General features: G+C 50.6%; 19 protein-coding genes. 8 read left to right on the forward strand and 11 right to left on the reverse strand.

What is annotated here, in order from left to right; genetic code table 11:
• Window positions 1–16 precede the first annotated feature (16 nt).
• The 8 genes from I6J26_RS10980 to I6J26_RS11015 all read left to right on the forward strand — a co-directional run bounded on the left by I6J26_RS10980 (window position 17) and on the right by I6J26_RS11015 (window position 6,409).
• Window positions 17–2,170 (forward strand): DNA primase family protein, encoded by a 2,154-nt coding sequence (locus tag I6J26_RS10980; RefSeq protein WP_115021611.1) that lies wholly within the window; start codon window positions 17–19, stop codon window positions 2,168–2,170.
• Window positions 2,171–2,187: 17 nt separating this feature from the next.
• Window positions 2,188–2,664 (forward strand): hypothetical protein, encoded by a 477-nt coding sequence (locus I6J26_RS10985; RefSeq protein ID WP_115021612.1) that lies wholly within the window; start codon window positions 2,188–2,190, stop codon window positions 2,662–2,664.
• 17 nt (window positions 2,665–2,681) lie between these two features.
• The gene (locus I6J26_RS10990) at window positions 2,682–3,182 is read left to right on the forward strand and encodes a hypothetical protein (protein WP_115021613.1); all 501 of its coding nucleotides are present in this window, start codon (window positions 2,682–2,684) and stop codon (window positions 3,180–3,182) included.
• A 249-nt stretch (window positions 3,183–3,431) separates the two neighbouring features.
• Complete coding sequence (locus tag I6J26_RS10995; RefSeq protein ID WP_239121788.1) at window positions 3,432–3,734, forward strand: hypothetical protein; 303 nt, start codon at window positions 3,432–3,434, stop codon at window positions 3,732–3,734.
• Between the two features lie 15 nt (window positions 3,735–3,749).
• Window positions 3,750–4,388 carry an HNH endonuclease gene (locus I6J26_RS11000; protein ID WP_115021615.1) on the forward strand — a complete coding sequence of 213 codons (639 nt, stop codon included), beginning with the start codon at window positions 3,750–3,752 and terminating at the stop codon, window positions 4,386–4,388.
• Window positions 4,389–4,452: 64 nt separating this feature from the next.
• Entirely contained in the window at window positions 4,453–5,568 is a 1,116-nt protein-coding gene (locus I6J26_RS11005; protein ID WP_147279321.1) for a hypothetical protein, read from the forward strand.
• Window positions 5,568–5,999, forward strand: coding sequence for a hypothetical protein (locus I6J26_RS11010; RefSeq protein WP_115021617.1), 432 nt, complete (start codon window positions 5,568–5,570; stop codon window positions 5,997–5,999). Before I6J26_RS11005 ends, I6J26_RS11010 begins: the two co-directional genes overlap by 1 nt.
• Before the next feature lie 98 nt (window positions 6,000–6,097).
• Window positions 6,098–6,409 (forward strand): hypothetical protein, encoded by a 312-nt coding sequence (locus I6J26_RS11015; RefSeq protein WP_115021618.1) that lies wholly within the window; start codon window positions 6,098–6,100, stop codon window positions 6,407–6,409.
• A gap of 380 nt (window positions 6,410–6,789) precedes the next feature.
• On the opposite strand, the gene I6J26_RS11020 is transcribed toward I6J26_RS11015, so the two are convergent.
• From I6J26_RS11020 to I6J26_RS11070, 11 genes are all read right to left on the reverse strand, one after another.
• Entirely contained in the window at window positions 6,790–7,308 is a 519-nt protein-coding gene (locus tag I6J26_RS11020) for a hypothetical protein (RefSeq protein WP_115021619.1), read from the reverse strand.
• A gap of 33 nt (window positions 7,309–7,341) precedes the next feature.
• Window positions 7,342–7,746, reverse strand: a complete 405-nt coding sequence (locus I6J26_RS11025; protein ID WP_115021620.1) for a hypothetical protein — start codon at window positions 7,744–7,746, stop codon at window positions 7,342–7,344.
• Window positions 7,739–8,539: a peptidoglycan recognition protein family protein gene (locus tag I6J26_RS11030; RefSeq protein WP_115021621.1), complete on the reverse strand. Its 801-nt coding sequence runs from the start codon at window positions 8,537–8,539 to the stop codon at window positions 7,739–7,741. The genes I6J26_RS11025 and I6J26_RS11030 overlap by 8 nt, the downstream gene beginning before the upstream one ends.
• 51 nt (window positions 8,540–8,590) lie before the next feature.
• Complete coding sequence (locus I6J26_RS11035) at window positions 8,591–10,507, reverse strand: collagen-like protein (RefSeq protein WP_147279322.1); 1,917 nt, start codon at window positions 10,505–10,507, stop codon at window positions 8,591–8,593.
• A gap of 236 nt (window positions 10,508–10,743) precedes the next feature.
• On the reverse strand, window positions 10,744–12,612 hold the full coding sequence (locus I6J26_RS11040; protein ID WP_115021624.1) for a hypothetical protein: 1,869 nt from the start codon (window positions 12,610–12,612) through the stop codon (window positions 10,744–10,746).
• A 9-nt stretch (window positions 12,613–12,621) separates the two neighbouring features.
• The gene (locus I6J26_RS11045; RefSeq protein WP_115021625.1) at window positions 12,622–13,485 is read right to left on the reverse strand and encodes a hypothetical protein; all 864 of its coding nucleotides are present in this window, start codon (window positions 13,483–13,485) and stop codon (window positions 12,622–12,624) included.
• A gap of 3 nt (window positions 13,486–13,488) precedes the next feature.
• On the reverse strand, window positions 13,489–17,016 hold the full coding sequence (locus tag I6J26_RS11050) for a phage tail protein (protein ID WP_115021626.1): 3,528 nt from the start codon (window positions 17,014–17,016) through the stop codon (window positions 13,489–13,491).
• A gap of 387 nt (window positions 17,017–17,403) precedes the next feature.
• Window positions 17,404–17,742, reverse strand: a complete 339-nt coding sequence (locus I6J26_RS11055; RefSeq protein ID WP_115021628.1) for a hypothetical protein — start codon at window positions 17,740–17,742, stop codon at window positions 17,404–17,406.
• A 47-nt stretch (window positions 17,743–17,789) separates the two neighbouring features.
• Window positions 17,790–18,365, reverse strand: a complete 576-nt coding sequence (locus I6J26_RS11060) for a hypothetical protein (protein WP_115021629.1) — start codon at window positions 18,363–18,365, stop codon at window positions 17,790–17,792.
• Window positions 18,366–18,419: 54 nt separating this feature from the next.
• Window positions 18,420–19,636 (reverse strand): IS3 family transposase gene (locus tag I6J26_RS11065; RefSeq protein WP_115021451.1). Its coding sequence is split into 2 segments (ribosomal slippage): window positions 18,420–19,375 and window positions 19,375–19,636, totalling 1,218 coding nucleotides; the frame shifts between segments, so codons are not numbered across the junction.
• 482 nt (window positions 19,637–20,118) lie between these two features.
• Window positions 20,119–20,433 (reverse strand): DUF5403 family protein, encoded by a 315-nt coding sequence (locus tag I6J26_RS11070; RefSeq protein ID WP_115021631.1) that lies wholly within the window; start codon window positions 20,431–20,433, stop codon window positions 20,119–20,121.
• Between the last annotated feature and the right edge of the window lie 257 nt (window positions 20,434–20,690).

A 20,690-nucleotide genomic window follows, 5' to 3' on the forward strand; every position in this document is an offset into this window, starting at 1 on the left:
ATGAAGGCAAACAATAATGAGCACCAAGAACACGACAAGCGAGAAGGAGCGCTGGCTGCATAAGTTAGCCATGGCTCACATCGCTGTCGAGAATAACGAGGACAAGGACACCGACCAAGCCCGCGAGATAGTAAAGAAGGCTAAGACCCGGATCGATGTCTATGAGGAAGAGAAAGAAGACTACTACACACAAGACACTATCGATGAATTCGATATTGACTTAATCGAGGCTGTCTCATTAGCCCGCGCGCAGGATGCGGAGCTGCAAGAAGAGCACCGCCAATCCGAAACCTTCTCGCGCCCGCCGATGACTCTTCTCATTGAGAACTTAGAAGAGTATTTCGAAACCATCAGTTGGGAGTATCGAACTTTAGAACAAATTGGCGAAGATATCCTAGTACGCGCTAACACCATTTTGGGCGACCGTGCTGAGTTTATGAAGACTCACGAGAGCCTAGCCGCACGCTATCCAAAGATGCCCGCGCAGCCACAACTACCGCCCGCGCTCGCTGCACATATCCTGGTTCATGCTTGCCGCGTTATCCGCTTACAGACCCCTGGACATACTGAAACATCTGTTCGGGTACCGTTAGCTTATTATGTCGATGATGAAGCGGATCCAGCCTACGGCGTTTATCAGATATCTAGAAGCGGGTTATACGACCGCGCCGCAACCTTAATCCCTGGAATCTCCGACCGAACCTTTTCCGACCTTGAGTCTTATCTCCACGCTATCGCACCAACCAAGCAGGGAGACGACCACGCGCACCTAGTAGCGCTGCAAAATGGAATCTTTAACGACAAGACAAAAGAGCTGGAACCATTCAGCCCTGAGTACATCATCACGACAAAATCAGCTGTCGCGCTTGACCCTGAAGCTAAAGAACCAGAACTGTATCTAGACGACGGCACCCGCTGGAGCTATGAAGATACGCTACTTGAAGCACTCGGAGGCGACCGGGAACAGTTAGAAACCTGTTATGACGTGCTCCGCGCCACATTTTTCCCGCGCGTGCCGTATGGCTCATTAGTAGCGCTTAAAGGTAACGCGGGTAACAACGGTAAAGGCACCATGCTTGAGCTTATCCCGCTGCTGCATGGCACCTCAAACACCGCGTTTTTATCATTGTCAGAGATCGCTCAACCGTTCATGCTCGCTGGAGCGCTCGGGGTTACTACCATCATTGGACACGAAAACTCGGTCGGGGAGTACGTGGATGTGAGGTCTATTAAGTCTCTTGTCACACACGACCCCATCACTGTTAACCCGAAGCACCAGCGCCCGATTAACACACGCATTCAAGCGCTTATCCTACAAAGTGTTAACGACATTATCCGCACTAAGGATGTCTCAGAATCCTTTATGCGCCGTATCTTATATATCAACTTTCTAGTATCGTTTACTGGTCGCGAGAAGACAGAGATTAAAGACCGCTTAATCCGCGACCCTGAATTCTTAGCCTGGATGACTAAGTACCTGTTGCTGGATAGGGAGCCGGTGCGCAAGTTTAAAGAGACCGCTGCATCGCGCGCTACTAAAGAGCAACAACGCTTTAGCACTAACCCGGTGTATGACTTCTTCCACGAATTCAAGGAAGCGTTTAAAGAACCGTTCATTGTCAAGAGTGCCGCTTTTGACCTGTACCGGGACTGGTACCGCGACACTAACCCTTCTGGTGCACCACTAGGCCGCAATAACTTCTATAGCCGCTTTGAAGACGTTATCCGTTCATGTCCGCGCGCTGGCTGGAGCACCGAAGTGAAGCGTATGACCAAAAAATACGTAGACGATCGCTCAATGCTCCATCCGGGGCAACTTGTACCACCGTATACCCGCTACGGCAGATTATTCAAGGCTGAATCCCTATACACGGGTAGACCTGAAGCCTGGCTGAGGGTATTTCCAACATTCGACGACTATGTAGAGGCAATTACATATCATGTCAACAATCAGACCGCCACCTTTCCAGATGAGATCGTGGACACATTCAAGGACGGAAGCGCACTAGACAACATTCACAAGTGTGACGAGGCAACTAAAGGTCGCCTTATCTCGCTCGCTTATGAAGCGCTGACAGATGAGGGGATATCCGTTCACTTCAGAGACGGGTATTCGCGACTATTCGCAGATGAAGAGTACTTAACTCAACACTATATCAACAATCACTAATAGGTGAAGGATAGACCATGACCACACACGACCACTTCGACGTGCCGGAGTACACACCAATGCTCCCAATGATAGGCGACAATGCCACACCATACATGCTCATAACCAGAGATAACGATCGACATGTCGCACACATAGAGTATCACTGCAAGCTCAGTGACTTGAGCAACACCGAGAACAGAACGATCAGATATCCGTTAATTCTCGATGTCGCAGTACACGACAACATCGCCGCGCTAACCGTAACCATTGGCCGGGATAATGGTGAAAAGTACGCGCTACACGAAGAGTTCGAATTTACCGGAAAACGACCCTTAACACTGGGGTACGCCGTCATAGCGCTTGGGGTAGCCCTGGAAAATCTCACCGAAGGCTACACCGATTTAACTATAGATATTGCCGGTCGCATTCAGCGCAAACTACACCAAGAGTACTTTGACGCGCTGAAGCAACTAGAGAAGCGCAGAATCACTAACCCACCAGCCACTAACTAAGAGACAAGGACACTATCATGCACGCAACATTATATAAATCCGGCGTAGGGTCATTCGAGATGCTAGACCGCGCCGCGACTACTGAACAAGTACGCGACCGACTGCGCCGGATGGCAACAATTCCGGCGATAGGTGATACAAACCACACAACCCACATCACGATCGAGGACAACTGCGAAACGCTGGATGTAATCTACCGCGATGAATGCACCCAACTGTTGATCACAATTTCGCACATGGGGCACGAGATCAACGTTTACGCAATTGTTGAAAATATGCTGCTACCGGGGCGCGGAATCAAGGTAACCCAAGATGAGTCGGTAGCTGTTAGAAATTACGAAATCGACATGGAACACATTGTTGCCGCGCTCACCGCAATTCTTGAAAAGGCCGAAATCGATACACCGTATTTCGACACGGGTACTGCGCACGAAATCCAAGAGAACATCTACAACAATTTTTTCTACACGCTAGACACGGTGAAGCGGGTAGGTGACGCACGGGGCGAGGCCGCATAATGCAATGCCCGCACCCGACCAAGGTTAGGTATGCAACCAGAAAAGAAGCCGCGTACGCGCTGCTGACTATCTGGAAGCGCGCAGACCACACCAAGCAGAATCCGCTAAATATCTACGAATGCCAGTGTGGTTATTACCACCTCACACACTACAGTTCACAAGACAAAATAAACACACGGAAAGTGAGCCTCGCTTATGCCTCGTAATAGACGAAGCGCAAAGGTCGCCGGATCATCTTTTGAACGGTTAGTGGCTGACTATCTCGCTGAAGAGCTAGACAACCCACACATTGACCGCCGCGTCAAGACCGGAAAGCACGACCGGGGCGATATCGCCGCCGTCGAGACTATGGACGGAGGGCGGGTAGTGCTGGAGTGCAAGAACCACAAAACCCTCAAGCTACCAGAGTGGTGGCGTGAGACGGAACAAGAGCGCATCAACGATAACGCCAAAATAGGCGTGATAGTACACAAACGCCACGGGCACGGAAAGCCCGCAGACCAATGGGTGACGATGAATTTGGAAATGTTCGCCCAACTAATCAAACACTAACAGGAGATAATAACCATGTCAACCACACCACAACCACCAAAATACAGCTGGCAACAGTCCTACCGCTGGGATCCGTTCACCGATGAAGAACTAGCCTTTGAGCAATGGAAGACAATCCCTGGCGCAAGTGGGTACGAAGTATCAACCCTGGGCCGCGTATACAACCGCAAGACTGGCAATATCCTCGCCTGGGGGTACACGGGTACAAGCTTACTTTATGCCTATGTCTCCGTGAAAACCGATATGGGGAACATCTGGTCACTCAAGGTACACCGCGCCGTGATGATGGCGTTTAATCCGACCGTGGATAACGCGATGGAGATAGACCACATCGACGGCAATGTGCTCAACAATCGCCTAGACAATCTGCGCTGGGTAACACATGCCGAGAACTGCCGCGCTCGCGCTATTAAGCGTCAGAAAGACAAGAAGGCTGGGGTAGTATCGGCGCGCCGCCGCCGCTCAACCCGTAAAGGGTACTGTAGCCGCAATCACAAGCTGCAAACCTACGAAGGTACAAACCGCCAAGACTGCCGCCAATGCCGGAAAGCAATCCTGGAACGTAACAAAAATTACGTGAACCTGATTCTTTGGCCGCTGAACGACCTCATGCGGGAAATCCCGCGAAACCCCGATAATATGCTAGCTGCTTAATAGTGATAAAGAACACACCCCACTAGTATTTACTGGTGGGGTATTTTTATGTTAAAATATACACATGACACAAGTGTATGAATTAGCCCGAAAAGCGGAACCCGCCTTTTATTGCAACGGGGCAATAGAGGCGTTATCGGATAAACCGAAATGGACTATCAGCACCAACCCGCCGAAAGACGCTCCAAGTGATGTGCGCAAAATGCCGGTGAACCTGGACGCGCTGACGAATACGGGGCAAGTATTCGGAGCCTCGCCGTATAAGCCGGAGACTATGGATACTTTACCAATGAGTGTCGAGCGCTTAGCCGCTATTAGTGGGGGAGGGTTGCCACAAAATCATGCCTATTTTTTGGAAAGTAGCGCGGATGGGTGTGTGGTTGTCGATATTGAGCCTGAGTGCCCGCCTGAAGTTGCCGCGCAATTGCTGAGTATGCCCGAAGCGCTGTACATAGAAGAATCTATGAGTGGCAAGGGTTATCACATCATTATGCCGTTGCCGCCGTCGTGGGGTGATTACCCAACCGCGCGCGTTAAGCCCGCCTTACGCAATAAAAAGGGCTGGTATGAGTTACTGCTCTGGCACTGGTGCACATTCACGCGAAAGACCGTAGACCCGCCGCAAGGAATCAAGCCCGCGCCCTGGGACAAGGTATTCACTCAACTAGCTAAAGAGAGCGTCGCCAATGCACCAAAGATTAACCATGGCAACTACGACGTAGATACACCCGAAGATCTAGACCCCGCATTGCGCAAGGCTGAGGAGAACGCGCAACTGTACTCGTTGCAACGATACGATGTTTACAGGCGTAGTGAGAACGCTAAAGAGTTAGAAGACTTTGACGATGATCATTCACGGTTTGAGTACTCTAGATTGACAATTTTAGCAAGGATGGCAACCAGCCAAGTATTTAAACAGTTAGTTTTCGCGCTGGATGGATCACTTGCTGACGCATGGGCTATGGGGGTTAGCCCTGAGTCTGTCTTTCGTGTTGCTGCTAAGTGCATACAGACCGGGGAAATTCTGCCGTGGAGGCAAAAGCATAACGAAGTGCGCGAAGGTATGCCCTTTTTGTTATGGAGACTGTCAACCATCATTGATACTATTGACATTGAAACTATCATTGAAGATGATATTGACAATGACCGTATTTTCTACACAAAGAAGGACAAAAAATAATGTTTAACCACACACAAGCGAAAATCATGATTGAAAAATTATATCCGCTGCTAGGTGACGCGCTGGAGTGGAATTATGATATCGACGCTATCTGTAAGGAACTAATCAAGCCTAACGGCAACGATTGGGAATGGGTAGGCGATGATCTGAAGAAGGTAGAAGAGTGCATTAACGCGCACGAATACCACACCGGCGAACCTATCCGCGTATTTAATACTGAAGATGATGTTGTCGAGCTGCTTATTGCTCCGCTATTGGGTGAATATGAAGGCTGGCATTATGACACTGATGCTATAGCGAATGAGACTATTGAAATGTTTAGAGATAACGGCACGCCACGCTATCGGATGAATTGTACAGAAGACGAGTTTTGGGACATTGTGTACAACAACGATATCGCGCCCGTTGTTGATGATCGTGTAAAGATGTAACAAAGACCACACATAAATAGTCCGCTATTATCTTGACTTTATAGATAGTAGCGGACTATAATTATACCTATAAGAGAAATCAAGTTTAAGGATTAATCATGAATACTAATACTTTTTCCGCCGCGATGATCAACTTTGGGATCAAGGAAGATCAGTACAAGACTACTGACTATCTCGCGCGCCGTGACATTATGGATATTGTCAACCGTGAGTGCGTTAAATTAGGTATGAGTCGCGCTGAGCGTCTTAACTTCTACTCACGTATCTTAAAGAATGGAACACTAGATCGTGCTGCGCGTTGCGTCGTTGATATGGTGAACGCGCCTAGGTATGGGCGTGAGCATGAGCGCGTAGCGGATATGGCTAGTGAGTGCGCTGCTGAGGCTGAGCTAATTATGGCTTTAGCGTAAGCTGACTTTTAGAGCATAGGGGTGTGTCGGCTATGCCGACCGCCAAAGTGGACGAAAGGACACTTTGGTGCCACACCCCCTTATGCTCTTTATATGATCGTACGTCGAAACTAGAGTTTGCTGAAAGCGTGAGACGAATACATGCCCTGAGCTGCTAGGACATGAATTAATTTTAATAAAATGCGCTGGTCCTAATTTTATACTTTAGATGTGGATGCGCTGGTAGTTGGCTATAAAATGTTGCATGCGTGAGGGCATGAGCTGGCACCAAAAATAATCTCTGATTATTTCGGTTAAATGAGCCTAGATCTGGTTTCTAGGCTGGCCTCAAGATAAAAAATCCCCCACCACCCATGACTGTAAGTCTAGGGTAGTGGGGGTTATCGGCTACGTTCGTCTGGACTCGCTCGCGGCTCGGTTTCGTCTTCGTCCGGATAGGCTATCTTGAGCCATTCCGTGAATGTGAGCCATCTATCTGACTCATTCACGGTTACACCTTTAACGGCTGCGCGGGTACTTAATGAGATATAGCGCCGGTGCATTGCGTCGCTATAGTGCCGGTGCTTAATTAAATCATCATGCAAGCGTTGGTTTTCATCTTGCATATAGTCTAACCGTTGGCGTAAGTTCTTCACATCACGCTGGATACTTTCTAGTAATGCTGCGTGTGCTTCAAGCTCTGCCGCGTGTGCGGCCTGCTCCACACTAATAGCCCTTGCGCGTCTGGTTGTTACCAATGTTAATAACCGGTTAACGCTGCGTTGTCTGTCGTCGTAATTGGGACCTAAAAAAAATTTAGCTGTAAACGATCCGACAATAGCTAATATGATAAGCGCCTGCATTACTACCTGCAGCCACCCCGCGCCGTTGAGGTTGTTTAAGAGATCGATTAATTCCATTTTTCGATCTCCTGTCTCTGGTTAGGGTAGTGGTTAGTAACGGGTAAACTGCTCGCGGATACTCAAAAGATCCGCCGCCTGTTTATTAGCTTTATCCTGTCGCTTATTCTGAGCGTCTTCTAGAGCTGTTTGCCGCAGGGCTGCTTCGGCTGCTGGCTTCTTTAATGCTTCAGATGTCTTTGTGCCGATACCGTTGCGGGTTAATTTAAGGCTCACTGCAGTTAATAGCGGGATGACAAGTGCGGATAGAATCTGGTATAATTCCGGGGCTTGTCCGGTAGTTAAGAGATACTGAGCTACCCACACTATCGCGCCGATAGTTGCTGCAATTGTGCCGTTAATGGTGTTAGCGTTGCGCCGGTAAAAGGACTGTTCCTCTACCACACCAGCGATGAATTCTGCTATGACATTGTATCGTTCGTTGACTGAGTTAGGCATTGCGTAATTCCTTCAGGATCTCTTCTAATAAGTCGTAGATGGCCGGGAGTTTGTTTTTGTGGATATCCTCAACCTTGCGATCGGTGTTAAGCACATAACCCACTAGCGTGTCTTTGTAGACCTGGTTAACCCCAATAGACCCGCGCCGTAACTCGTCCAAATCGTATCGAGAATCGAAACGGTGCGTGAGTTCGTGCTTAATAGTTGCGATATCTTTTGCCAGCTTGTCTGCTGGTGCTGCTGCTGGTGCTTCTTCTTTTTTAGCGTGCTTGCCTGCCATAGCTTCCTTCACATATTGAATAAAGACATCCCACGGAAAATTCTTGCCTGGGTCGGTGTGATCGGTGCCACCCCACACCCGTGTCGCGTCGTGGGAGGTGATACCCGGTAACCCGTGGGCGTTAACAGACTTGGCGGGTATGTTGTGGGTCTTGCACCAATACGCAACCACCGCCGCGCCTCGCCGCAACATACGCTCTAACTTGAGCCACTGCTCGCGTGTGTTGGATGCGTAAGTGACGAAGGACAGATGAAGTAAAATATCATTACCCTTATTGCCGGTGCTCCATGTTGTCCAGTCGTCGGTGTTCTCGCGTAAGATCCAGCCCTTGCTATCAACTAAGCAATGATAGGAACCGGTGCGGGAGTTGAGTTGATACTGAGCCACATTCTCCGCTGGGGTACCAGTTGGGCTTTCAGTGGTGTGAATACAGATTCCGCGAATAGGTAAGCGTCGTGGGCCACCAAAAGGGAACTTATTAGACCAGTCGATATCGTAGTATGGGGTAGTCATTATATAGGCTCTTTTCGTTACTGTTACGTTAATAAGTGGTGGTTGTGGTGGTTACTTAGTGCGTACTAGCAGAAGTGGAATGTATACTTCTGTTTCTTTTCCGTACCCGTTGTGTGGGACTTCAAGATACAGTGGGGCGTTGTGAGGTCCACCAGATATGTGACGGTAAGCCACTTGTAGCCCTGAAATTGGGTTGTACGGTATGTTGCGAACAGTTTCCCCGGCGTTGATTAGCGCGAATATACTCACATCAACATCTGGTTCTTGTGTTTGGTCAAAATGAAGAGTTAGTCTTGCGCGCCCGTAGTAATCTTCACACTGCACTTGATGCAAGTTCAGCTTTCTTGCAAACTCATATGCGGCGTGAGCATACGACAGTTCTATCTCATAATCATTATCGGATAGTGTCCAAGGTCCAGGGGGGCTCATACTTGGATCTAAATCTGGTGGCATGAACCTCGCCCGAAATGTGACCATTGTGATCATTGTGAACGGATGCACTATCGATTCGTCAACATATTTTTTTGTCGCCGCGTGGTTGTTATAGGTCGGGTCTCCGACTACGACGTGCCCGTCATAATCTCGAAGCGGTATTGTGTTTGGGGTCGCGTAAGTGTCGTCTAACTTCGGTAGATCCGTAATATCAGCCGTCACATGATTGTGGTCTTTTGGCGCGGTGTTGTCTTTTATGTATCCGCGCGTGACCACATCTCCAGTAGCCTTAGAGATGCTGTCGTCTACATACTTTTTAGATGTGGCGCTGTCTTGATAGCCGGGGTAGTCCGCAACTGCAACATTCCCCTCATCATCACGCTGGGCTAGCGTGGCCGGTTCCGCGTAGGTTGGGTGGATATCTGGAAGATCCACAATATCCGACATGTAGTGAGTGTGAGGCTCTGCCGGGAACGTCGACGGCTTATCCGTGATTCCATCCCATGAGGTTGTGCCGGGGTCGCCTTTAGGTCCTTGATCACCTTTTGCGCCTGGTAGACCTCGTGGGCCGCGCTCGCCTTGATCGCCTTTATCACCTGGTGGCCCTTGTTCACCTGGCTTACCATCGATACCGTCTTTACCTGGTTCACCTGGTAACCCGCGTGGCCCTGGATCTCCTGTATCACCTTTTTCACCCGGTGGGCCTTGCTTGCCTGGTTTTCCGTCTAAGCCATCTTTACCCGGTTCACCTGGCTTACCATCTAAGCCGTCTTTACCCGGCTCGCCTGGTAGACCTCGTGGGCCTCTAGGTCCAATATCACCAGCTGGGCCGCGCTCGCCTCGCTCGCCGGGATCACCTTTAGGTCCTTGATCACCCGGATCACCCTTTGGGCCTGTATCACCTTTATCACCCGGTGGGCCTTGCTTGCCTGGTTTTCCGTCTACACCGTCTTTTCCTGGCTCGCCTGGTAGACCGCGTGGTCCTCGCTCGCCTGGCTCGCCCTTTTCGCCTGGTTCACCTGGTAGACCTCGTGGCCCTCGCTCGCCGGGGTCGCCTTTTGGTCCTTGATCGCCTGTATCGCCTTTATCACCTGGTGGGCCTTGCTCGCCGTCCTTGCCGTCGATACCGTCTTTTCCTGGCTCGCCTGGTAGGCCTCGCTCGCCTTTTTCTCCTGGCTGTCCCGGTGGGCCTTGTTTACCTGGTTTGCCGTCGATACCATCCTTGCCCGGCTCGCCTGGTAATCCTCGTGGGCCTGGATCACCTTGTGGTCCCGGCTTGCCTTGAAGTCCGCGTGGACCGGTATCACCTTTTTCACCCTTGAGGCTAGGTGAGACTTGACCGCCGATTACTAGCTTGTCACCGTCCCAATGCACGTTGAGGAAGTCGACAACGCTAGGAAACCCGCCCAATTCCTCGAACTCGGATGTGGTGATATCAGAATCAGGATCGGCCAAAAGATCGGCCAGATTAAGCGCGACCGCAGAATCTGGAACCGTGATTAATTTAGCCTCGGAATCGTCGTAGGCAGCAGACATGATCCGCGCCCATGTTTGGCCTGGGGTTAGGTCAAATTCGGCGTAACCCTCGACAATGGGAACTGAGGTAGGGGAGTGTGTCTCTCCTGTACCTGCTGAGGTACGCCAAAAGAAGGCCCGATCCGAAGATGAAAAAGGGCCGTTGGACTCGCGAAGATCGATAATGACTTTTGTCACAATTCCCCCGTGATAGTAGATTCTCGCTTGATTATACCACGCGGGTATGGTAGTGAGGGTTAACCGATTATATCTTTAACAGCCTTCCTGAATGCGGCTTTTTCGCTCATTCGGCCAATGAATGTGTCCCAGAAACCCGGTGATGTTGTCATGATTTCGGCGAAGTAGAGTGCCAAGACATCGGTGCGAATCATCTTAAAGTTGTAACCTAGATCAATCCACGGAATAAATGGTGGCCATGGCTTGCCGGTGTTGTTATTCCAGACGTTCTGTTCTGGAAGTTGGAGTTTCAAACCCCTGGGTGCTCGAATATCTAACAATTGTTGCGCCATGAGTTGGATAGTCTGGCCGTACGCGTAGACACCATCCTGCGAGACTGTTAACTTGCCGCCTTCGCGAGAGTGTCCACCGAAAAGCTCGACCCGGTTTTTATCAACATCAACATGTGTTAAGTGTTGTGCTCGCTTCATTGCCCCGCTGCCACGGTTACCCCAGTAAATACCCGCGCTAGCGTATTTATTCGCGGATTGTGCATTTACACCAATAGTGTCGTTCTGGTCAAAAGATCGCCGCGCGTAAATATCTGGAGATCCACCCTTTGTGCGTTGTGGCAAACCTGTCGGCAAGACTACCGCGCCGTTACCAATGTAGACTGAGCGCTTCGCTGCCGTGACAACTCTATCTTCTGTCATCGGCTTAGATGATGAACTGGAAGATCCAAATGTAATATAGTATGTTCCGTCTGGCTTGAGGCTTAGACTCATATCTTTCACGCGTACGCGCTGGAGTCCGCCTTTGTCATCATCAACGAAAATAATATCGTCCACCATGACGTGCCGAAGTGGGATTGTTGGGGTTGCCTTTAATCCTGCGTACGTGTATTCGCGCGTCCACTCCTCGGATGTCTTGTTGCCATCCTGTAGCGCGTTTCTAGCGATAAGATCTGCGTCCTTGTTATTGTTAACACCTGCCGCCTGGATCACCTTTGCGCGTCGGCCATAGGGGTTATTGGTGCCGCCGGATTGCAGGTGATAGGTGAACCCCTTTTCGCCAATGATTGTTACGCTATCAAAAGTATTCGCCCAAATACGCTTGTCTGGACTCGATGGAAGGTTGATATCGCGAATACGCGCGCGCTTCCAGTCTTGAGTGTTGAATTTCTTTGTCCAACCATCTTTAACAGACATGTGGAGCTGGAATTCACTAGTCCACACACGAATAAGGCCTGTATCAACCCAAGATTGGATAATGCTCAATAGGGTGGTCTCTGGTGAAAATTCACGGGTTATCAGAAGTTTATCTGGTACCTGCTGGCCGTCTGAGTTATGAGTCATTCGCTCGGTGCCGTCTGGGTTGAGGTTAACCCACGGCAAGCCTAGGGAATCGACATCAATATCAGTGCGCGCTAAATTGCCGTCTAGGCGTAGCGCTGTAGCCTCGCCGCGCTGGTGCGCCTCGGTAAGCAGAATACGGATAATCTCGCCCGGCGACATTTCATTAAATACCCGCATACCGTCGGAGTTAAGATTATTGGTACCGACAACTGAGGCTTCTAGAAGACCTAATAAACCCACAAAGTTACCGTCTACCGTCGGAGGGTTACCAACACGATCCCAATTCTGCTCGGTCGCGTAGAAGGTGGTGTTTGCGTATTCTTGCCAGTGTGGGCCAAGTGCTGCCCATTCCTTGTGCTCGTCTGGATGATAATCCACGCGCAATTCTAGAGTGACATAGCAAGGGCCATTAAGGGCTGAGTGCCCGGCATGGTTGCGCAACCATTTAGCATTAAGTGTGGGTACAGACCCCATGGTGTCTGTAAAAGTGAACTCTATAGGGTCGTGAATGTTCGCTATGATATTGCGCTCTGGTGTTGTGTCCCTGACCACTAAACGCGCCGCAAAGATATCATCATCATCAATAAGAGACATAATAATTCCTTAATACCAAGCCCTGTAAGTGTCTAAAAGGACAACCGGGAATGCTGCACCATAGGCTCCAATGTTGACGTTGGGGTCAATAAAGAAGGGGCGCGATCCGATCGTTACGTAGTTCTGCACTACTCGACCGCCTGACATAGCGATGCCGGTTCGCGTATCCATTTCAACAGAGAGCACTGCGGTGGTCGGGTTGTTGATTTGGATAAACACATCATTATGGTTATGATTGACTATCCTACAGTGCCCGCCAGGTAATAGATTGACCTTGATGATGTTGTCATATCTAGGCGCACTACCCGGTATGAGTGGTCGTGCTTCGTATTTATTGTTGGGTAGTAACTGGATGCTGTCTGGCTCGGTGCTGCGCCATACGCCCGCTGGGATCGTGAATGTGTATTCCACGTCCATACCGTGCAATTGCGCATCGTCCCACATGGTGCCGATACTGCTACCGGTTAAGTATGCATCCGCGCTAATATCAAATTGGAACAGCGATAGCAAGTCCTCTTCATCGTCATAATAATTTGTGTCGGTCTCGCGGATCGTTACTGGTCTACCAGCTGGTGCAAGTATCGATTCCACTTTTGTCTTGTAACCCATGAGTGCGTTGTAAGACTGGGCACAATAAGACATGGTAAGTGAAAAAGCGGCTGGGCCTGCGGTGTGTGTGCCGGGGATCACTTGCTCTCCAAAGCGTCCGCCTAGCTTCACCGTCTGGATATTGAGGTTGTTAGGCCCGTGCAACTTTTGCGCGTCGGTCACCCAATGCCCGCCTGTATTAGCTATTTTCTCTGGGTCAGTGTTGAGCTTGTTACCGTCAACTGAGAACTCTGAGCGTTCAATTCTAGCTAAATTCCAGTCCATGTCTTAAGCCCCCATACCAATAAGTGCTGCGTTACGTCGGATAGAGTCAACATCCTTTTCCGATACTGGGTTATAGATGTTGATCTGGTTATATGGCCTATCGCCTCGATCTCTATCGCCCTCGCGCTTGCCTGCGTTGAATTCTTTAAGCGTTAAAGCGTCTGGCCGGTGTGATAGGTCAATTGTGCTTGCTAGGTTGACCTTCGGAATAAAGCTCTTGTGATTGGTGAAAATATTGTCTTCCCACCCAAAGTGCTTCATGAGCTTATCTAGCTTCGGCCAAAGGTCGCGCCCGATAGCGTCGCCAATTGAGAAGATTGAGTTTAGGAATGTATCTATGAGGCCTAACAGTGTTTTGAGTAGACCCTTCATACCGTAGATAAACCAGTCCCCGGCCTTGCGGAAATTGCCTTTGAATAGCTCGCGAATAGCGTTCCAAAAACCGATAAACATCCCCTTGATACCATCGACCAAGTTCTTGATGTTCTCGGATACCTTGCGCCCCCAGTCTACAATCGCCATTAGCGCCCCCATTGCGCCTTCGACAAAGGCTGGAGCCAAAGTGCCAACAAGCCCGATAACAGCGCCAACATCAGCGATAAGCTGAGGTAACATCTCAATAATCCGGGGTAGTGACTCGGAAACGCTTTCGAAAATCTTCGTAATGTTTCCGATAAATTCCTCATCGCTAAAGGCTTCTACTGCCTTAGTGATGAGGTCAATAACCAGCGGAACCAGTGGCGGGATCTGCTCGGTTAAGACCGGCAATACTTCCTGAACCAACTTAGCGATCGTCTCACCGATACGCTGGCCTGCACCGTCTGCACCTATACCACTAAACAGCTCACCCAACTGCTTCGCGATCATTCCGAAGAATTCCGCAACGACCGGGATTATCGGCTGGAGATCTCGGAGAAGTTGCGTTATTCCCTCAAATAGTGTAAGGATACCATCTTTAAGCGCGGTGTTAGAGCTGAACTCAACTAGCATATCGATGATCAGCTTGAGACCTTCGGCTATGACGTTCGCGAAATCACCGATAAAAGGTGCCGCGTTTTCGATGATCTTTGCCAGACCCTCGCCCGCGTGGCTAAACAGTCCACCAAAAGCGCCGCCCAAAGACTCGATAATTTGAGCGACTGGCCCGGCTATTGACGTGAGAGCCTTGAGTCCGTCGGTTAAACCGTAGACAATTGAGGTAATGCCTTTAGAGAATCCTGGCTTGGTTGATAACTCCGCAACAAAGTTGGCGACCATGACCACTGCGCCGCCTAGGTAGTTAATAAGCGTCGTAATCAACGGCTCGTTATTGCGTATAAGCGTTGAAATGGCGTTAGCCACACTATTCAGCGCTGGCCCGAATTGACCCGCGAGAGTGCCGAATAAGCGCCCAATTGAGGGGGCTAGGCTCGCCATCACCTTGAGCGCGCTGACAATACTGTTAACAACTGAGACAATGCCGGTATTAAATTGAGGGCTTGCGGATAGCTGCTGGATGAACGTTGCAAAGATTGAAACGGCCTCGCCAACACCTGAGATAATGCGCGTGAGCGCTGGACCCATATTGGTAGTGACGGTAGCGATTGTGTCTAGCACATTTTTGACAACATTACCAATCATTGTGAGCAATTCGCCAAAAATGCTACCAATTCTAGGTGCTGCGCCTGCTAGGTTGCTTGTGCCGCTAATGAGGGCTGCAAACATATTATTAGCGCCGCGTGCGAAATCACCACTAGAGAGAATCCCCGCCAACAGGTTAATGAGGTTGCCCAGTACTTGCCCTGCTTGCTTCATTGAGGTAACAAAGCGCGGGATACCGTCGATCATCACTCCGAACAGGTTGCGCCATGCTGGAGCGGCTACCGCCATGGCGTCGCGCGCGCCGTTGAACAATTCCGCCATCTTGCCCTGAACGTGAGCTGAATTGATAACGCTGGCAAACTGCTTGACATCTTGCGCCATCTGGCTAAATGTGGTAACGCGTCCACCCGCCATACCTTTAAGAAGGCCGATCGTGATATCCCAAACAGCCTTGAGAAGGGTAGCCATATCTTTAAGCGCGGCTATGCCCTGGTCGATAAGGTCGATAAACTTACCCGTAGCGATAGCGTCGGTTAACCATCGATCGATATAGTCAACAACCCGCCCAAGCCATACGGTCAAGAACGGCAACATCTGCGAACTGGCTGCTACTAGCTTAATGAAAGCTTGTGTCAACTGCGCCAAGACTGGAGCCATAAGCTTCATTGACCATGCGACATTAGCGAAGATCACCTTGAGATGGAGAAGGGTCTCTGGCTTCATCAGCGTCTGAGATACGGCCTTGAGAATAATGCCGGTAGCGTGACCGATCGCATTCATACCAGCCGACAAAATAGGCATGATCGTGTGGATCATTGCCTTGATAGAGTCTCCGGCGACTTCGAAAGCAGACTCGCCGATAGACTCGAACATATATTTGAAGTTGTGTAATTCTTCGTCTAGCTGCTCGCCAATAGTCTTAAACGCGGCTTTAAACCCGACTAGGGCTAGTCCCGCGCCTGCTAGTGCGCCTGGTAATAATAAGGCTGCTCCGCTTGCGGTAACCAGACCCTTACCTAAGGTGAGAGCCATGCTGGAAAGGCTCGCCATCGACGCAAGAACTGGAGCGGATAACAGGGGAGTGAGGAAGGTAGCGCCACCAACAATAGCGCCACTGATAAGGGTAGCTTTAGCGGCTGCTATTGACATAGCTTTAAAAGCGCCTGCCACCCCGTAAACAGCGCGCTTTGTGCGCCCTAATGACATCTCAAGAAGGCGTAATGATGCACGGGTAGCGACCAGATAAGGCTTTGAAATAACCGGCTTGACTTTGGCTACAATAGTCTTGCCTAAAGTCTTGAGCTGCGCCCAGACAAACCCGAAAGACTTGCCCATAAGCGGTGCCACTTTAGCTACTACGGTGCCGCCTAATTTCGTAATAGCTGCTCGCGTTGCAACAGCACCAGCGCCTAGCTTTGTGTGAATTGTCTTCGTGATAGGCTTGCGGATCGCGTTGAGTACCGCAAGAGTCTGACCTGCGCCGCGTAATACCGCCGTAACGCGCGCCGTGACTGGTCGGCTGATAGCTCGAATCTGCGCGCGCGCTTTAGCTGCGCCGCGAATGACGGGGCGGATATGAGCCTTGATAGGCTTAGCGACCACCCGAAGGGCTGCGCGCGTCTTCGACAGATCAAGAAGGCCATTAGTACGTCTACCAACAGAAAGCGCGCGTCGCGTGTCCCGCTCTAATGCTTTTGCGGCTGCGCGCTGCTTCGCTATAGCCCGGCCTAAACCTTTAGTATTGACCCTGAGATCAATATCACCGTCTAGTCGCTTGAGTTGTGCTCGCGTTTGTGCTAATGACTGCTTAGTAAGCTTCGCTTCAACCTTGATATTAAGCGTCGTGGCCTCTTGAACGGCCTTGAGCTTAGCGCGCAATTCCTGCTTAAACCCGGTTAGGTCTGGCGTGACCTTGATACCGAGCTGGCCTACTGTCTTGCGCGCTGACATGTTAACCCCCGAGAAGTGTTAGGGAAGTACCCCAGTCCATTTCCGCAACCCTCTTTGCCTTTGCGCTACCCACTTGTGTGTGAATGTGTGGCTCTGGTGGTTCAATGATTGGTGTGAATCGTGCTTTATTTTGTGCGGCTGCTTGTGCCGTGAAAAAGACACCATCGGTAATGTGCGCTAAGAGTGATTGCGTTGACCCCCACCCGATAAACTTAGCGTTACCTAATGTGTCTGCGCGGTGTAGTGACATTGGTTCATGTTGTAACCTCGTGATAAGTTGAGCTAACCGGTCCGCGCTCTTGTTATCGGCTAGCCACTTATCAGCGTCCACGTGATACAGTGCGAACAGATCCGACCACACGTTAGGATGTGCTGCAATGTATTCTTTTAGCTTTGCTCTTTTCCCAGCTCTGCCGCATAGGACAAAGTGAGGCTCAAAGCCTTATTGAGGCCACCGTAACCGGCTGTAAATTCGCGGAACTTATCAGCGTTGACGGCAAAGTTATCGGTCACATAATCGATAAAGTCCGCGACAGACTCCATATCTAATGACTGGAGGTCTGTATCCTCGTCACCATCGATATCAAAACCGAGAGTGGTTAAGCGGCCAATGAGTCGCGCCTGGTCTGCTGCGTAGACAGTCGCGAAAGGTCGCAAAAGGTTAGAACCCTCGATATCGGCAAAGTTGAGTACTTCTGGTGTGGTGGTCTCGGTGTTATTTGACATATGATTACCTTTGTGCTAGGGGGTCGGTGTTATTGGCGGGGTAGTGGTTACTTAGCTACTGGCGGGAACCATTCCCAAAGAAGCTGGCCACCAGAACCCGCGCTTTGAGTAGCGGAACCGTTAATAGCCAAGTTGATCGGAATCTCGGTGAACTCCTCAAGAGAGAAGTTAGGGAAGGAACCCTTAAGAGATACGTTAGGAAGGTAAAGACCCGCTACATTCTCTTCATCCTCGACAACGATGAAAAACGCCTTATTGGTAGCCTGCGCGTTAGCGCCGATCTTTACACTGCCGGTGCCGCTGCTAGCGCCGAAGGCTAACTGGAAGGTCTCGGCCTCAAGGTTGACAATGTGCAAAGTGCCGGTGACGTTTTCAGCGGATCGGGTAGTGCGAAGAGAGAGACGATCCCAAGAGCGCTTAGTGGTGGTGTCTCCGCCATCGGTAGAGAACTCCGGCATGGATTCGGAAGAGTGATCGCCGATCCATTTCCACTCGCCCTCCGACTGCGCCGCGCCGCCTTTGAACTGGTAGCTGGTGAGAGAGAAGGGCTTTTTGTCGGCCTCGGCGTAGTAGACGTGTCCTAAGCCTGCAATATTGAGCTTTGCGGATGATGTGGTAGCCATGTGCTATTTGGGGTTGCCCGCAAATCGTGGACACGTAGTGGAGCTACCTAGTGGCTAGGCAGCTATTTCTTTTCTACTGGTGGTTAGACCAATGTGGTTTTCGAAGTCGACGGGGCTGACCATCCCGAGTGCAGAGTGCCGGCGCCGGCGGTTGTAGACGACTTCAATCCAGTAGGCAACGGCCTTGCGTGCAGCATCACGGGTCGCCCAGCGCTGCCGGTCATAGAATTCAGTCTTTAGCGTCGACCAGAACGACTCAGCCATCGCGTTATCGAAGCACACACCAGTACGCCCCACAGACTGGGCAATGCCCAGGTTGCGGCAGACCTCCCAGAGCTTCTCACTGGTAAATTGCGTTCCGCGGTCAGCGTGAAACACCAGCCCATCAGGAACATCACCGCGTAGCGTATGCGCCATCCGCAGGGCCCGTTCAACCAGGTGTGTGTCTTGAACGCTATCCATAGCCCAGCCCAGTACCCTGCGGGAATGACCATCGCGGACCGCGCACAAGTACAACCAGCCCTCACCGGTGCGCAGGTAGGTAATATCTGACATCCACACTCGGTTGAGCTGACCAGTATCAAACATGCGCTTGACCAGGTCAGGAAGAGTTGACTTACGCTTGGCTTGAATCGTTGTCACCGGGACAAAGGCACGCGGTGAAATCCCTTCAATGCCCATCATGCGCATCCGTTTAGCCACAGTCTTGCGATTCAAGGTGATCTGGTAGCGCTCGGCAAGCTCTGCGGTGATCCGCGGAGCACCATAAACCTCATCGGAGTCTTTCCAAATCTGATGAATCTTTCGGTCAACATCATCGTAAAATGCTGCCCGATCATCTTCGCCGGATAGTCGTTTCTGCTGCGCATGGGCCCATTTGTAGTATCCAGACCGAGATACTTTTAATAGTCGTGCCATGCGCTTGATGCTGTAGTTCGCCTTCTCCTGCTGCATTAGTTCGAACTTTTCTGCTCGCGTTGCTTCGCGGCGAAGAAGGCTGTCGCTTTTGACAAAAACTCGTTATCCATCTTGGCTTCTGCCAGCTCCCGGCGCAGACGAGCATTCTCAGCTCGGAGGTCAGCCTCGCTCATCCCATCGGAGGATCCTCGGCGTTCACGTTCGAGTTTGACCCACCGGCCCAAAAGCCCGGCGGAAACACCGATTTCCTTAGCCACATGAGCGATCGGTCGCTCTGACTCGATTACCAGGTTCGCGGCTTCACGCCGGTACTCCGGCGTGTACTTCTTGCGCTGTTGACTCACAATGAACATCCTCTCTTACGGACACAAGATCCGTACAAATAGGGTGTCCACTAAACGAGGGTAACCTCATATTCCTTTGCGGTGTGGGTAGATGCGACTATGGGGATCGCAAAATCAAACCGTGTAATTGTGTGGTCTTCAAGGTCAGAATCGACCTCGTACGGATACCCCATTCCCCTAGAAATATGAGATATCCCCCCGTGCTTATTGCTGTAGCCAGCATACCATAGGCGAAGGGCATTATGTCTTAATGTGTTAGCTAGATCATATGCGGTTGAGTATTCACGCGCGTAAATAGAGAGATCGACATCACCCATAAACCCAACCTCACGCGGCCCGTTGTTGATCTCTTGCGGTGACCCAACATCGACAATAACTAGCGGGAGTGAGCCTGGATCATCAGGCCATCGCCTAAATTCGGTAGTGACGTGTTTAGGGGCACAATCTCGGATAAACTGCAAGACAAAGCGGTTAACGTCCATCATGTGCCCCTATTGTGTGAATTTTCGCCAGATGTGGTGGCCTGGATGATACTTGCCAGACTTGTAGTGTTTGAACCCTAGTTCTAATGCGTAGTGCGCCGGATCGTAGCTCACGATGTAGTGGTCTGCTAAACCTTTTAAGGTCTCAATCTCCCGCGCAAATTGACCCTCAGAGTACGGATGACCTGCGAAATGAGCATTGATAGTTGACTGTAGCTTTTGCTTTTGTGACTCGACTATTGCCTCATATTCAGGCGTATCACTAACCATACGTGCGACAGTGCGGTTAAGTGCTTTATCGCTAATAAATTCGATATCAGGCATTATGTCGGCCTAACCTTCACACCCCGTGAGCGTAAGAATACGTTGTAATGAGCGGTTCTAGGTGAGTTGTCGTAATAGCGTGTCGGCCCTACTTGATCCCAGTGCCCCCGGTAGTGACCTGTAGGAATGTAGACAGTGCACGAAGTATCCCCCGGCCACGTACCTCGCGCAATTGCCTTAATTGTTGCACCTGCTGCGGTTGCCGTCTCGTCTTCACTGACTGGCTGGACTGTAACGCCCGTCACAATGATAGGCGG

This window comes from Corynebacterium minutissimum (genome assembly GCF_016889765.1).
GTDB lineage: Bacteria > Actinomycetota > Actinomycetes > Mycobacteriales > Mycobacteriaceae > Corynebacterium > Corynebacterium minutissimum_B.